This is a genomic window from Geodermatophilus sp. SYSU D00815 (assembly GCF_054050035.1).
Window position 1 is genome coordinate 1 of the sequence record NZ_JBJGYO010000004.1, and the last position, 14152, is coordinate 14152.

The following is a 14152-nucleotide window of genomic DNA, read 5'->3' on the forward strand; positions in this document are numbered from 1 at the left end:
CACCGAAGCGGGTTCACCGTTCGACTTGCATGTGTTAAGCACGCCGCCAGCGTTCGTCCTGAGCCAGGATCAAACTCTCCGTAGATGTTCAATCACCGGCTGAGAACCGCGACCTGACAGATCGCGATATCCATCAACCAAAGGAATCCCCACCCGAACCCAACCGGGCCCGAGCATCCGGGGGTTGTTACTTGGCACTGACTTTCGGCACGCTGTTGAGTTCTCAAGGAGCGGACGCGCGCGATCTCCGGCCGTTTTGCGGCCTTTGTTCGCGGCGGTGTCCCCACTGTACACCGGGCTCCGCAGCAGTCGCGCCTCAGGGGCTCGGCCGGCGGTTTCCCAGGCCTCGCGGCCCGGTCCGTTCTCGCTCGGTGCAGGAAGAACCATACACGTCCCCGGAGGGGCGTGCACGGGGGGTCCCGGAGGCCCTTCCCGTGCCCGGGGCGCAGCCGTCGGCCGCGCGTTCCGGGCGGTCGGTCCAACGCGTCCGTCCCCGGCGGCATTGCGCGCCGCGTGTCTGCGCAGGTCTGGTGCGCAGGGCGGCGATCGGTCACCGGAGGACGAGCGGTCGTCCCCGACGTCCCCGGGACCTGTCAGACCGCGCGGACGAGTGGCGCAACGCACCCGCCCCGCGGTCTCGTCCCGGGGCCCGTGTCCGCCGGCTCACACCGCTCAGGCCACGCCGCGTGGTCGGAACTGCACGCTCACCCGCGGGCCGACGGGCTTCGCCGTCTTGGGGATGCAGTGCTCCCACGTGCGCTGGCACGAGCCACCCATGACGACCAGGTCACCGTGCCCCAGGGGGAAGCGGAGGCTCTCCCCGCCGCCGACCGGCCGGAGCATCAGGGGACGCGGCGACCCGAAGGACACGATGGCCACCATCGTGTCCTCGGACCGCCCGCGGCCGATCCGGTCGCCGTGCCAGGCGACGCTGTCGCGCCCGTCGCGGTACAGGCACATGCCGGCGGAGACGAACGGCTCGCCGAGCTCGGGGGCGTAGTGGCGGTTGAGCGCGTCCCGCGCCTCGGTGAGCAGGGGGTGCGGCAGCTGCTCGTGCCCGGCGTACCAGCGCAGCAACCGCGGGACGGCGACCTCGCGCTCGTACATCTGCCGGCGGTCGGCCCGCCAGCCGATGTCGCCGAGCAGCACCTCCAGGACGGCGTCGGAGCCGGTGACCCAGCCGGGCAGGTGGTCGACCCAGGCCCCGCGTCTCAGCTCGTGCCGGACCACGGCGCCGGCCAGCGGCGTGAGCGCGGCCTCCTCGGCGAGGTCCCACATCGACGGCTGGTGCGCGAGCGTCATGCGGGCACGCTACTGCAGGTTTCGCACATGTGTGCGAAAAGCTGTGGACGGCCCTCCAGTCGAGCGGTGGGTCAGGGGTCCTCCGTCAGGCGGTGAGCGCGAGGACGAAGGGCAGCACCGCCGAGGCGCCGGCCCGGCGCAGCTCGCGGCCAGCGACGGTGACCGTCCACCGGGAGTCGGCGAGGTCGTCGACGAGCAGCACCGGTGCCGGGCCGATCGACCGCAGGGCCTCCTCGAGCTCCGGGCCGACGACGACGCGCCCCCAGACGCCCGCCAACCGGAAGGCGCTGTTGCCGCCCGGCTGGCCGGTGGGCCCGCCGTGGGCCAGGGAGAGCGCCCCCAGGTAGGGCAGCCGGCCCATCCGGGCCAGGCCCTCCGCGACCCCCGTGACCAGCTGCGGACGGCGCCGCGACGGCATCGCGACCACCGCGCCGGGACGCTCCGCCCAGCCCCACGCCTTGAGCACGCGCGCGCACGCCGTCATGAGCTCGTCGTCGGGCGCGCGGTCGGTGGTCGCCCGGCGCACCGGGACGTCGAAGGCGGCGTCCGGGTCCTCCTCGATGCCGGGCGCCTCGAGGTCGACCACCCCGCCGACGCCGTCGTCACCGAGCAGGGAGCGCAGCCGCTGACCCCAGCCGAGGTCGGTGAGCCGGGCGATCGCCCGGCCGGGCGCCACCTGCTCTTCGGCCGGGATCTTGCCCTTCACCGCCACCCCGAGCCGGTCGGCGCCGGTGGGCCACTGGGCGCGCGGCGCCAGCTCGACGCCGGGGCGGTCGAGGACGGCGGCGGCCGCCTCGGCCGCCCCGGCCGGGACGTCGACCGGGTACCAGGGGCCGGCGCAGACGTCGCACCGCCCGCAGGGCGCGGCGGTCGGGTCGTCGAGCGCCTCCTGCAGGAAGGCCATGCGGCACGAGGCCTCGTCGACCGGCCGCGCGTAGGCGATCATCGCCCGCTGCTCGGCCTCGCGGGTGCGGTGCACGCGGGCGTAGCGGTCGGCGTCGTAGACCCACGGCCGGCCGGTCGAGCGCCAGCCGCCCTGCACGCGCTCCACGGCGCCGTCGACGGCGAGCACCTTGAGCAGCAGCTCCAGCCGCGAGCGGCGGACGTCGGCCACCGTCTCCAGGCGCGCCACCGACCAGGCGCCGCCGTCGGCCATCGCCGACAGCACCGCGGCGGCGTGGTCCTCGCGGGGCATCGACGACGTCGCGAACCACTGCCAGATGGCGAGGTCCTCGGGGCCGGGCAGGAGCAGCACGTCGGCCTTCTCGACCGCGCGCCCGGCGCGGCCCACCTGCTGGTAGTAGCTGACCGGCGACGACGGCGCCCCCAGGTGGACGACGAAGCCGAGGTCGGGCTTGTCGAAGCCCATGCCCAGGGCGGAGGTGGCGACCAGCGCCTTGACCCGGTTCTCCCGCAGCGCCTCCTCGGCCTCGCGGCGGTCGGCGTCGTCGAGGCGGCCGGTGTAGGCGCGCACCTCGTGCCCGGCGTCTCGCAGCAGCCCCGCCGTCTCCTCCGCGGCGGCGACGGTGAGCGTGTAGACGATGCCGCTGCCCGGCAGGTCGCCCAGGTGCGCGGCGAGCCAGGCCAGCCGGGCCCGGTCGGTGGGCAGGCGCAGCACCCCGAGCCGCAGCGAGTCGCGCGCCAGCGGGCCGCGGACGGTGGTCACCTCGACGCCGCCGGCGCCGAGCTGCTCGGCCACGTCGGCCACCACGCGCTCGTTGGCCGTGGCGGTGGTGGCCAGCACGGGCGTCCCCGCCGGCAGCGAGCCGAGCAGGTCGCGGATGCGCCGGTAGTCGGGCCGGAAGTCGTGCCCCCAGTCGGAGACGCAGTGCGCCTCGTCGACGACCAGCAGGCCGCAGCGGCGCACCAGGTCGGGCAGCTGCTCCTCGCGGAACCGCGGGTTGGTGAGCCGTTCCGGGGAGACCAGCAGCACGTCGACCTCGTCGGCGGCCAGCCGGGCGGCGACGTCGTCCCACTCGGTGGCGTTGGCGCTGGAGATCTCGACGGCGCGGATGCCGGCCCGCGAGGCGGCCGCCACCTGGTCGCGCATGAGCGCGAGCAGCGGGGAGACCAGCAGGGTGGGGCCGGTGCCGCGGCGGCGCAGCAGCGCGGTGGAGACGAAGTAGACCGCCGACTTGCCCCACCCGGTGCGCTGCACGACCAGCGCCCGCTGCCCCTGCTCGACCAGCGCGGCGACGGCGACGTCCTGCCCCTCGCGGAAGACGGCGTCGGGACGGCCGGTCAGCTCGCGGAGGACGGCGAGCGCCTCCTCCCCGACGGAGGACGACAGCCCGGACGGCGCCGTGCCGGTGGGGCGCATGGCGGTGCTCACGGGGTCCGACAGTAGGCAGCCGGGGTGACACCGACGCCCGGTGCCCGCGCGCCTGTGGACGGGGAGCAGAATCGGGGCCGATGCGACCGCCGGACAACCACGTGCACACCGAGTGGTCGTGGGACACCGCCGACTCGGCCTCGATGGTCAGCGCCTGCACGCGCGCGGTCGCCGAGGGGCTGCCGGCGATCGCCTTCACCGAGCACCTCGACTTCACGGTCTGGGACCCCGAGGACCGCGCCACGACGACCGGGATGCTCGGCCGGCACCCGGGCCAGCAGCTGCCGATCGACGTCGAGGGCTACTTCGCCGACATCGCCGAGTGCCGGGAGCGCTTCCCGGAGCTGCGGATCTGGTCGGGCGTCGAGGCCGGCGAGCCGCACCTGTTCGCCGCCAGCATCGCCCGCCACCTCGAGCAGTCCCCGGTCGACCGGGTCCTCGGCTCGCTGCACTCCCTGGAGCTCGACGGCCACCTGGTCGGCGTGACCCGGCTGCTGTGGTCCGACGCCGACGGCACCATGCGCCGCTACCTCGCCGAGGTCGTGGACATGGTGGAGTCCAGCGACGTCTTCCAGGTGCTCGCGCACGTCGACTTCCCGCGCCGCTACTGGCCGGGCGGGACGGACCGGTTCGCCGAGAAGGACTTCGAGGAGGAGTACCGCGCGGTGTTCCGCGCGCTGGCCGGCACCGGCCGGGCGCTGGAGGTCAACACCAGCAGCCCGCTGGCCTCGGCCGACCTCGTCCGCTGGTTCCGCGAGGAGGGCGGGGAGGCGGTCAGCTTCGGCAGCGACGCCCACCAGCCGCGCTCGGTGGGCCAGCGCTTCGACCTGGCGGTCGCCGTCGTCGAGTCGGCGGGCTTCCGGCCGGGTCGCGACCGCTTCGACTTCTGGCGGCGGTGAGCGCTCAGCCGGGCCGCCGGGTGAGGACGACGAGGTAGCGGCAGGGCCGCTCGCCCGGGTTGAGGTAGGCGCACGGCTGCGGCGGTCCCAGCTCCAGGCAGTCGCCCGGCTCCAGGTGGTGCTCGACCTCCCCCTCGCGGAACCGCAACGACCCCTCGAGCAGCCAGATCTGGTGGCTCGTGGAGGAGTAGGACTCCGCCGGGTAGGCGACCTCCGCCCCCGGCGGCAGGACCACCTCGACCAGTTCGGTCGGCTCGCCGGCCGCCGGCGAGACCGCCCGGCGGACGTAGCCGGTGGCGGGGTCGGTCCAGGTCGGCTGGTCCGCCCGGCGTGCGAGCCGGCGGGGTGCGCCCCGCTCGGCCCGGGCGACGAGCTCGGACAGGGTCATGCCCAGGGCACCGGAGAGCCGGCCGAGCAGCGCGGCCGTCGGCTGCGCCGCGCCCCGCTCGATCTTGCCGATCATCGCCCGGCTGACGCCCGAACGCTGCGCCAGCGCGGCCGCGGACAGGCCGCGGGCCCGGCGGGCGGCGACCAGCGTCGCCGCCAGGGACTCGGTCAGCCCGTCGGTCATCTGTTCACCATAGGGATCTGTTCACCATAGGGGCAGGTGCGGCTACTTTGATCGACATGCACGTCATCCGGGACGCCACCGCCGCCGATGCGGCCGCCTGCGCGGCGGTCTACGCCCCCTACGTCACGGACACCGCGATCACGTTCGAGTACGAGGCGCCCTCGGCCCGGGAGATGGCCGGGCGGATCGCGCGGGCCCAGGAACGGCACGCCTGGCTGGTGCTGGAGGACGGCGCCCGGGTGGTGGGCTTCGCGTACGGCGGCACCTGGAACGAGCGCGCGGCCTACCGGTGGGCGTGTGCGGTGAGCGTCTACCTGGAGCCGGGCCGTCGGCGCACCGGCGCCGGTCGGGCGCTCTACGAGGCCCTGTTCGCCCGCCTCGCCCAGCGGGGGTACCGCACGGCGGTCGCGGGGATCACCCTGCCGAACCCGGCCAGCGAGGGGCTGCACCGCAGCGCGGGCTTCGAGCCGGTGGGCACCTACCGCGACATCGGCTGGAAGCTCGGCCGCTGGCACGACGTGGCCTGGGCCCAGAAGACGCTCACCGAGGGGGAGGACCCGCCGGCCGCGCCGCGCTGACGGCGGCTCAGCCCGCCCGGGGCAGCTCCTCGTCGGCCGGCAGCGGGCCGGGCCGTCCCCACAGCCAGCCCTGCCCGAACCGCACCCCGAGCGACACCAGCAGGTCCCGCTCGGCGACCACCTCCACGCCCTCGGCCACGACGGTCGCCCCGATGTCCGCCGCGAAGCCGACCATCGCCGCGACCAGCGCCTGGCGGGCCGGATCGGCGTGCACGCCGCTGACGATCCCCGCGTCCAGCTTGATGGTGTCCGGCTCCAGCTTGAGGACGTGCCGCAGCGAGGCGTAGCCGGCGCCGGCGTCGTCCACGCTCACCGGGAGCCCCGCGTCCCGCAGCTGCCGCCGGACCTCGAGCACGGCGGAGTAGTCCCGGATCGGGCGGTGCTCGGTGATCTCCACGCCCACGACCTGCGGCCGCTCCGCCAGCAGCAGGTCCAGCACCCCCGGGTCGACCAGCGCGTCGGGCGAGAGGTTGACCGACAGCGGGACGTCCAGCGGGCGGGCGTCGAGCACCGCGAGCACCGCGGCCAGCGCCGCGTGCTCGACGGCCGTGCCCCGCCCGCTCAGGGCCGCCTGGGCGAAGACCGTCGCGGTGTCGGCGCCGTCGAAGCGGGTCAGCGCCTCGTAGGCCACCGTCCGCCCGCTGCCGATCTCCACGATCGGCTGGAAGACGGTCCGCATGCCCTGCCCGGGCAGCTCGGCGACGAACCGGTCGCGCGCCCGCTCCTCGTCGTCCAGCACACCGATCCGCTGGCTGACCAGCTCGGCGAGGAACTCGACGAAGCGGGCCGAGTCGGCGTCGAGGCCGGCGCCGTCGCCGCGGCCGAGGCAGCACAGCATGCCCACGGCCCGGCCGTCGGGGGCGCGGATCGGGGCGCCCACGTAGGCGCCGATGCCGAAAGGCTCCGCGAGGTCGCGCGTGCGGTTGTCGCGGGCGGCGGCGCTCACCACGGGAGGGACCAGCCCCGCCAGCACGCGGACGCAGAACGTGCCCTCCAGCGGGACCGCGGTCCCCGCCGCGATCTCGAGGGCGTCGAGGTCGCCGGCCACGAGCCGGACCCGCTGCTCGCTCTCGGTGAAGTCGGCGAGGTAGGCGACGTCGGTGCCGACCCGCTCGCGCGCGGTCTCGAGCAGCCAGGTCACCCAGGGGTCGTCGACGATCCGACCGAGCACGCTCCCTGCTGGGGCAGACACGCGTCCGCTCCGCCTCCCTACCGGCTCGCCGCTCCTGGGCCGAGCCGTCCCGGGGCACGAGTCGTGGGGAGCCGGCTCTGCCCGGAGTCTCCACCGAACCGCCACCGATTTCCAGTACGGGCCGGTCCGGAAGCGCGGACCCGACTCCGGCAACTACTTCACCGCTAAGAGAATCGGCGCTAGGCTCCGCGGGGTGGCGAGCAGCGGAGGGCCGGGGGCGCGGCGCGTCGTCATCGCCCTCGGCGGCAACGCCATGACCGGCCCGGACGGGTCGGCCACGCCGGGCGCCCAGCGCGACGCGATCGCCGCGGCGGCCGGCCACATCGCCGACGTCGTCGCCGCCGGGGTGGAGGTCGTGCTCACCCACGGCAACGGACCGCAGGTCGGCAACCTGCTGGTCAAGAACGAGCTGGCGGCGCACGAGGTGCCGCCGGTGCCGCTGGACTGGAACGTCGCCCAGACCCAGGCCACGATCGGTTTCACCCTGGCCGACGAGCTCGACGCGGCCATGGCGGCCCGCGGGCTCGACCGGCGGACCGCCGCCCTGGTCACCCGCACCCTCGTCGACGCCGACGACCCGCGGTTCGCCGAGCCGTCGAAGCCGGTCGGCCGCTACCTGCCCCGCGAGCAGGCCGAGCGCTTCATCGCGCTCGGCCAGGTGTGGGAGGACCGCGGCGAGCGCGGCTGGCGCCGGGTCGTCGCCTCGCCCGAGCCGCGCTCGGTGGTCGACTACCCCGCCATCCACGCCCTGGCCCTGGCCGGCTTCGTCGTCGTCTGCGCCGGCGGCGGCGGGATCCCCGTGGTCGACCCCGGGGTTGCCGCCGGCCCCGGCGCGCGCGCCCTGCACGGCGTCGAGGCGGTCATCGACAAGGACCTGACGGCCGCGATCCTGGCCCACCAGCTCGGCGCGGACACGCTGGTCATCGCCACCGACGTCCCCCACGTGATGGTGGACTTCGGCGCGCCGTCCCAGCGCCCGCTGGGCCGGGTCACCGCCGCGGAGCTGCGGGAGCACGCCGCGGCCGGCCAGTTCGCGCGCGGCAGCATGGGCCCGAAGGTCGAGGCCGCGCTGCGCTTCGTCGAGCGGGACGGCTCCCCCCGCCGCGCCGTCGTCACGTCCCTGGAGCACATCGCCGACGCCGTCACCGGTGACGACGTCGGCACCGTCCTGACCGCCAGCTGAGAGGAAACCCGTGCCCGCACCGATCGAGGTCCGCAAGGTCCCGCTGCACAACGTCAGCGACGCCTCCGAGCTCGCCAAGCTCATCGACGACGGCGTGATGGAGGCCGACCGGGTCATCGCCGTCATCGGCAAGACCGAGGGCAACGGCGGCGTCAACGACTACACCCGGATCATCGCCGACCGCGCCTTCCGCGAGGTCCTGCTCGAGAAGGGCACGCGCGCCAAGGAGGACGTCGCGCAGATCCCGATCGTGTGGTCCGGCGGGACCGACGGCGTCATCAGCCCGCACGCGACGATCTTCGCCACGCTGCCCGAGGACGCCGTCGAGAAGACCGACGAGCCGCGGCTGACCGTCGGCTACGCGATGAGCGACGTGATCCTGCCCGAGGACATCGGCCGGATCGCCATGGTGGAGAAGGTGGCCGAGGGTGTGCGGCGGGCCATGGCGGAGGCGGGCATCACCGACCCCGCCGACGTCCACTACGTGCAGACCAAGACCCCGCTGCTGACCATCGAGACCATCCGCGACGCGAAGAACCGCGGCAAGGACACCTACTACGACGAGCCGCACGGCTCGATGGACCTCTCCAACGGCACGACGGCGCTGGGCATCGCGGTGGCGCTGGGCGAGATCGAGATGCCGAAGCAGGAGCAGGTCATGCGCGACCTGTCGCTCTACAGCGCCGTCGCCTCCTGCTCCTCGGGCGTCGAGCTCGACCGGGCGCAGATCGTCGTCGTCGGCAACGCCCGGGGGCACGGCGGCAACTACCGCATCGGGCACTCGGTCATGAAGGACGCCCTCGACCAGGACGGCATCTGGAACGCCATCCGCGACGCCGGCCTGGACCTGCCCGAGCGGCCGCACCCGAGCGACCTCGGCGACCGCCTGGTCAACGTGTTCCTCAAGTGCGAGGCCGACCCGACCGGCTACGTCCGCGGCCGGCGCAACGCGATGCTCGACGACTCCGACGTCTTCTGGCACCGGCAGATCAAGGCCACCGTCGGCGGCGTCGCCGCGTCGGTGACCGGCGACCCGGCGGTGTTCGTGTCGGTGGCCGCCGTCCACCAGGGCCCGTCCGGCGGCGGCCCGGTCGCCGCCATCGTCAAGGCCTAGAGGAAGGACCCCGTCCTCCCCGCCCCGAGCAAGCTCGGGGCGGGGCCCTGGACGCGGCCTAAGGCTTGACGAGGACGCGGATGGGGTTGCCATCGCGCTCGTGCAGCCGGCGGATGCCCTCGCCGAGGTCCTCCAGGCCCACGACGGCGCTGACGGAGCGGGAGAGGTCGAGCCGGCCGGCGGCGACCAGGTCGGCGAGGACCTCGATGTCCTCGTTCTTGTAGCCGAGGTGGCCCAGCACCTTCTTGCGCAGCAGGTTGAACACCATCGTCGGCCCCAGCGACACGTCCTGACCGCTCATGCCGACACCGACCAGCCGGCCGCCCGGGCGGATCAGCGCCAGCCCCTGCTCGAACGTCGTCCTCAGCCCCACGGCGTCGAAGGCGACGTCGAGCATCCGGCCCCGGGTCACCGCGGCCACCTTCTCCTGCACGTCGGGGTCCCGGGGGTCGAAGGCGTGGTCGGCGCCGACCTCGAGGGCGCGCGCGCGGACCTCCTCGTCGAGGTCGAGGGCGACGACCGGGTTGGCGCCCACCAGGCGGGCGAGCTGCACGACGTGCGTGCCGACGCCGCCGATCCCCCACACCCCGACCGCCTCGCCGATGCGCACCTGACCGGTGTGCACCACCGCGCCGAACGGTGTGGAGACGGCGTCGGCGAGGATCGCCGCCTGGTCCATCGGGACGCCGTCGGGCACCCGCGTCAGGCCGAAGGCCTGCGCGACCGTGTACTCGGCCCACGCGCCGTCGTAGGCGAACGCCATCAGGCGCAGGTTCGCGCACTCGCCGAAGCGCCCGTGCAGGCAGAACACGCAGGCACCGCAGGGCCGGCCGGCGGCCGGGACCACGCGGTCGCCCACGGCCCAGCCGACGACGCCCGGGCCGAGCGCCGCGACGGTGCCCGACGCCTCGTGCCCCTGGGTGATGACGTCGGGGACGCCCGGACCGCCGAAGACGCCGTCGATCAGGCTCAGGTCTGAGTGGCAGATGCCGCAGTACTCCACCTGCACCAGCACCTCGCCGGGCCCCGGCTCGGGGATCGGCACGTCCTCGATCGCCCACTCCCGGGTCGCCTTGCGGAAGCGCTGGGCGCGCATCGTCGAAGCCATCGCGCCACCCTGTCAGGCGCCGTCCCCCGACCCGCTCCCCGGTACCCGGGGCGGCCCGACGGCTCGAGGTCGGAACCGGCGAGGCGTGAGCGCCCGAGTCCCCCGGGAGACCCGGGGCGGCCGTCAGGAGCGCCGCGCGCCTCCGGGTCCGCCCGGGCCGCTGCCACCGCGGTCGCCCGGCGCCGCCGCACCGAGGAGCTCGCCGGTGCGCACCAGGTGGTCGGCGAGGTCGCGCACCTTGCGGTTGGTGTGCATGGAGGCCCGGGCCAGCAGCTGGAAGGCCTGGTCGGGGGTCAGCCGGTACCGCTCGACGAGCACGCCCTTGGCCTGGTCGATGACCGCGCGGGAGTCGAGCGCGACCCGCAGGTTCTCGGCCTTGTCGCGGGCGCTCCGGTAGGCGTGCAGGTTGCCGGCCGCGACCGCGGCGTAGGGCGCGAACCGGCCGGCCACCGCGCGGCTGTCGTCGTCGAAGGCGTCGGCGTCGCGGGCGTAGATGTTCAGCGCCCCGGTGACCTGGTCCTCCTCGTCGATGCGCAGCGGCACCGACAGGGAGCTCAGGGAGCCGCACTCGACCGCCCGGGACAGGTAGTCCCGCCAGCGGGGATCGGTGCGCGCGTCGGCGACCTCGATCATCTCGCCGGTGCGGGCGGCCTGCAGGCAGGGGCCGTGGTCGCGCTCGTACTGGCGCTCGTCGAGGTCGACGGCCAGCTGGCCGGTGCTCGCCATCAGGGTGGGTTCGTCCCTGACCAGCAACGTCACCGACACCTCGGGGCTGCCGGGCATCACGCCCCTGTTCAGGTCGGCCACGGTCTGCAGCAGGCCGTCCATCGACAGCTCGCGCAGGGACAACCGGCCCAGGCGCTCCAGCGCCTCGGCGGGGTCCACCGGCAGTGGGTCCGGATCGCTGGCCACGGCACGGCCTCCGGTCTCCTCGGCACCGAGGCGCGCGTCCCCGGCGGCGGGACCGCGCAGGGTCCTCGCTCGCGTGCACGCCGGTACTGGACGCGCTGTCGCTCCGGGGCTCCCCGGGCTGCTCGACACGCTACCTCCCGACCGACCGCCGGAGGCCGGGCCGCGAGCCGGTCGGCGTGCGGCCCGGGAGCCCCCGACGGCCACGGGCGTGCCGGACGAGGGCGACCTGTGGTGGTGTGGTGGCCCGTGAGGTCGCACGAGCAGGAGGTCGATCCCCGGATGGCCGGCAGCGCCGCGCCCGCGAGCCGCTCGCGCACGCTCGCCGAGGCGTACCGACGATTCGGTGCGGCCGATGCCGCCGGCACCTCGCCGCTGTACCGCCGCGTCGCCCTCGCCCTGAGCGGGTCCGCCGAGGCGCTGCGCGCCCTCGAAGCGGCGCCGGCGCGCACGCGGCACCCCGCGGTGGTCCTCGCCGCGCTGCACGACCTCGCCCTCGCCGGACGGGCCCCGGCGCTCGCGGCGGCCTGGGCCGACGGCGACGGCGACGGCGACGCGGCCGCCGCCGCGGCGATCGACACGCTGCTGCGGATGACCGACGCCGTCCTGGCCGTCGCCGCGCGCCGGCGGACGCGGACCGACGAGGCCGCACGCTGCGCCGTCCTGCACCCGATCGTCGCCGAGGCCGCGCGGCGGGTGGGCGCGGACGCGGTGGGGCTGGTCGACGTCGGCTGCGCGGCCGGGTTCAACCTCCTCGTCGACCGCGTCGGCATCACCTACGGCGACGGACGATCCCTGGGCGACCCGTCGTCCCCGGTGCAGCTGACGGCCTCGGTCGTGGGGGACCGGCCCGTCCCGGCGCGGGCGGTGCCCGAGGTGGTCGCCCGGGTCGGCATCGACCGCGACCCGGTCGACGTGACCGACCCGGACGACGCCCGGTGGCTGCGCGCCTGCCTGCCGCCGGACCAGCCGGAGCGGGCGGCGCGGCTCGAGGCGGAGATGGCGCTCGCGGCCGCGGCCCGCCCGGTGCTGCTGCGGGGCGACGCCGTCGAGGGGCTGCCCGACGCCGTCGCCCGGGTGCCGGCGGGTGCCCTGCCCGTCGTCACCACGACGTGGGCGCTCTCGCGCGTCCCGCCCAAGAGCCGCCGGCGCTTCGTGCACCGCCTCGAGGAGGCCGCGGCCGGCCGGGCGGTGGCGTGGGTGTCGGCGGAGGGGGTCGGGGTCGCCCCGACGATCCCGACGCTCGGTGATCGCCCCGCCTCCGGCCACAGCATCCTCGGCGTGGCGGTGTTCGACCGGTCGGCGTCCCGGGCCGAGGCCGTCGGCCGCTGCTGGTCGCGCGGTCGCCTGCTGGCGTGGCTGGCGGGAGACGGTCAGGCGATCTGGAGCAGCGCCCGCGGCGCGGGTTCCGGCGGGGCCGCGACCGGCAGCGTGCAGCGGTAGGTCGTGGCGCCGTCCTGGACGGCGAAGGTCTCGCCGTGCGGGCCGGCGTGGTGCAGGACGACGGCGTCGAACCGCTCGGCCAGCCGGCGGACGGCGGCGAGGTCGGGGACGTCGACGACGGTGCCGGCCGGGACCAGGTCGGCGACCGGGACGAGGCGGTCGGCGAGGGCGTCGGCCGGGCCGGACGACCGGCCGAGCCACGTGGCGGCGGCGGCGACCCCGGCCGCGACGGCGACCAGCAGGAGGGCGGCCGTGCGGGCCGTGCGCAGGGGCACGACCACGCCCAGGACGTCGAAGGTGCGCGGGGCGACCCGCTCCACGGTCGCCGACGCCTCGGTGCTGGGCGCCAGGGCCCCGGCGTCGCCCTGCACCCGCAGCGCGGTCGCGTCGAGGGCGAAGGACAGCGGGGGCAGCGAGGCGAGCGGGACGTCGGCCCCGGCCAGGACGGCGGTGGCCTCGACGACCGGGGTGACGGTGAGCGTCGCGCCCGTGCCGGAGGCGCCCACCTCGTCGGCGTGCCGGTCGAGCAGGGCCGAGGCGGCCGGGAGGTCGAGGACGACGGTCGCGGTGCCCGCGCCGTCCCGGAGGTCGACGGCCGCGCCGCGGGCGAGGGGAGCGCTCCAGCCGTCGGAGGCGGTGACGACGACGTCGAGCCGCACCGTCCCGGTGGTGGAGTCGAGCCCGCCCCCGGTGACGGCGTGGGCGAAGGAGACGGTGAGCGGGCCGGCGAGGCGGACGTAGACCGGGTCACCGGTGGCGACGGCCCCGTCCGGGTAGGTGGTGCCGCGCGCCGCCGTGCCCGCGTAGTCGAAGGTGCCGCGCTGGGTGACCGACAGGGACTGCGCCTCCGTCGTGGTCGACGGCAGGGCGAAGAGCACCGCCGCGCCCACCGCGGCGACCGCGGCGACGGTCCCGCCGCCGAGCGCCGCCTGGGCGAGCCGCCCCCGGGCGCCGGGGGGCAGGAGGGGGGCGGAGCGCGGCCGGGGGGCGCGCGCCGCCGGGCGGGGACGACGTGCCGCCCGCCCGGGGGCGCGGTGCCCCCCGCGGGGACGGCGGGTCGGCCACAGCACGCCGACCGCCGACAGGGCGGCGAGCGCGAGGACCCACGGGGAGGTCATCGCGTCCAGCGCCGCGCCGACCCCGGGGACGCGCAGCCACAGCTCGCCGAGGACGTCGTCGGCCGTGGGCCGGTCGGTGTCCAGCCAGCCGTTGTTGTCGCCCTGGGTGACGAAGCCGGCGCCGTCCCGGTCGACGATGCGGTGCATGACCGTGGTGCCGAGCGACGGGCTGCGGTAGGCGACCACGTCGCCGACCGCGTAGTCGCCGGTGGCCCGCAGGACCGCGAGGTCCCCGGTCCGGAAGCGCGGCTCCATGCTCGCGCCGTGGGTCAGGAGGTAGCTGGTGCCCCCGCCCAGCGTCGCCGGCCACAGCAGCCAGCCGACTGCCAGCAGCAGCACGGTGGTGAGGCCGAGCACGACGACCTTGCGCACGAGGGGCTCCGGGAGGTGCAGGTCCGGGCGG

Annotated in this window: 12 protein-coding genes and 1 rRNA gene; 5 read left to right on the forward strand and 8 right to left on the reverse strand. The window is 75.9% G+C overall.

What is annotated here, in order from left to right:
- The 3 genes from ACI78S_RS06015 to ACI78S_RS06025 all read right to left on the reverse strand — a co-directional run.
- Window positions 1-85, reverse strand: a 16S ribosomal RNA gene (locus tag ACI78S_RS06015); the annotation flags it as partial.
- A gap of 587 nt (window positions 86-672) precedes the next feature.
- Window positions 673-1302: an alpha-ketoglutarate-dependent dioxygenase AlkB gene (locus tag ACI78S_RS06020; RefSeq protein WP_456971322.1), complete on the reverse strand. Its 630-nt coding sequence runs from the start codon at window positions 1300-1302 to the stop codon at window positions 673-675.
- Between the two features lie 85 nt (window positions 1303-1387).
- The gene (locus tag ACI78S_RS06025) at window positions 1388-3634 is read right to left on the reverse strand and encodes a DEAD/DEAH box helicase (RefSeq protein ID WP_456971323.1); all 2247 of its coding nucleotides are present in this window, start codon (window positions 3632-3634) and stop codon (window positions 1388-1390) included.
- Window positions 3635-3714: 80 nt separating this feature from the next.
- Between ACI78S_RS06025 and ACI78S_RS06030 the strand changes: the two genes are divergently transcribed.
- Window positions 3715-4533, forward strand: a complete 819-nt coding sequence (locus ACI78S_RS06030; RefSeq protein WP_456971324.1) for a PHP domain-containing protein — start codon at window positions 3715-3717, stop codon at window positions 4531-4533.
- A gap of 4 nt (window positions 4534-4537) precedes the next feature.
- Here the strand turns inward: ACI78S_RS06030 and ACI78S_RS06035 are convergent, their stop codons facing one another.
- Window positions 4538-5104 carry a helix-turn-helix domain-containing protein gene (locus tag ACI78S_RS06035; RefSeq protein ID WP_456971325.1) on the reverse strand — a complete coding sequence of 189 codons (567 nt, stop codon included), beginning with the start codon at window positions 5102-5104 and terminating at the stop codon, window positions 4538-4540.
- 56 nt (window positions 5105-5160) lie between these two features.
- Between ACI78S_RS06035 and ACI78S_RS06040 the strand changes: the two genes are divergently transcribed.
- Complete coding sequence (locus tag ACI78S_RS06040) at window positions 5161-5682, forward strand: N-acetyltransferase family protein (RefSeq protein ID WP_456971326.1); 522 nt, start codon at window positions 5161-5163, stop codon at window positions 5680-5682.
- A gap of 7 nt (window positions 5683-5689) precedes the next feature.
- Here ACI78S_RS06040 and ACI78S_RS06045 read toward each other — a convergent pair whose 3' ends face one another.
- On the reverse strand, window positions 5690-6853 hold the full coding sequence (locus ACI78S_RS06045) for a sensor domain-containing phosphodiesterase (RefSeq protein ID WP_456971327.1): 1164 nt from the start codon (window positions 6851-6853) through the stop codon (window positions 5690-5692).
- A gap of 214 nt (window positions 6854-7067) precedes the next feature.
- On the opposite strand from ACI78S_RS06045, the gene ACI78S_RS06050 reads away from it, so the two are divergent.
- Together ACI78S_RS06050 and bar are read left to right on the forward strand one after the other, a co-directional pair.
- On the forward strand, window positions 7068-8057 hold the full coding sequence (locus ACI78S_RS06050; protein WP_456971328.1) for a carbamate kinase: 990 nt from the start codon (window positions 7068-7070) through the stop codon (window positions 8055-8057).
- Window positions 8058-8067: 10 nt separating this feature from the next.
- Window positions 8068-9171, forward strand: a complete 1104-nt coding sequence (gene bar / locus ACI78S_RS06055) for a barbiturase (protein ID WP_456971329.1) — start codon at window positions 8068-8070, stop codon at window positions 9169-9171.
- 58 nt (window positions 9172-9229) lie between these two features.
- On the opposite strand, the gene ACI78S_RS06060 is transcribed toward bar, so the two are convergent.
- Complete coding sequence (locus ACI78S_RS06060) at window positions 9230-10279, reverse strand: zinc-binding dehydrogenase (RefSeq protein ID WP_456971330.1); 1050 nt, start codon at window positions 10277-10279, stop codon at window positions 9230-9232.
- A 123-nt stretch (window positions 10280-10402) separates the two neighbouring features.
- Entirely contained in the window at window positions 10403-11191 is a 789-nt protein-coding gene (locus ACI78S_RS06065) for an ANTAR domain-containing protein (RefSeq protein ID WP_456971331.1), read from the reverse strand.
- Window positions 11192-11437: 246 nt separating this feature from the next.
- Between ACI78S_RS06065 and ACI78S_RS06070 the strand changes: the two genes are divergently transcribed.
- Complete coding sequence (locus tag ACI78S_RS06070) at window positions 11438-12631, forward strand: DUF2332 domain-containing protein (RefSeq protein ID WP_456971332.1); 1194 nt, start codon at window positions 11438-11440, stop codon at window positions 12629-12631.
- Here the strand turns inward: ACI78S_RS06070 and ACI78S_RS06075 are convergent.
- On the reverse strand, window positions 12562-14121 hold the full coding sequence (locus ACI78S_RS06075; protein WP_456971333.1) for a signal peptidase I: 1560 nt from the start codon (window positions 14119-14121) through the stop codon (window positions 12562-12564). The two genes, ACI78S_RS06070 and ACI78S_RS06075, sit on opposite strands and share 70 nt — an antisense overlap.
- Window positions 14122-14152 lie beyond the last annotated feature (31 nt).

Coding starts and splice junctions, on each gene's coding strand:
- ACI78S_RS06020 (WP_456971322.1), bottom strand. CDS start 1,302: ATGACGCTCGCGCACCAGCCGTCGATGTGGGACCTCGCCGAGGAGGCC.
- ACI78S_RS06030 (WP_456971324.1), top strand. CDS start 3,715: ATGCGACCGCCGGACAACCACGTGCACACCGAGTGGTCGTGGGACACC.
- ACI78S_RS06035 (WP_456971325.1), bottom strand. CDS start 5,104: ATGACCGACGGGCTGACCGAGTCCCTGGCGGCGACGCTGGTCGCCGCC.
- ACI78S_RS06040 (WP_456971326.1), top strand. CDS start 5,161: ATGCACGTCATCCGGGACGCCACCGCCGCCGATGCGGCCGCCTGCGCG.
- ACI78S_RS06060 (WP_456971330.1), bottom strand. CDS start 10,279: ATGGCTTCGACGATGCGCGCCCAGCGCTTCCGCAAGGCGACCCGGGAG.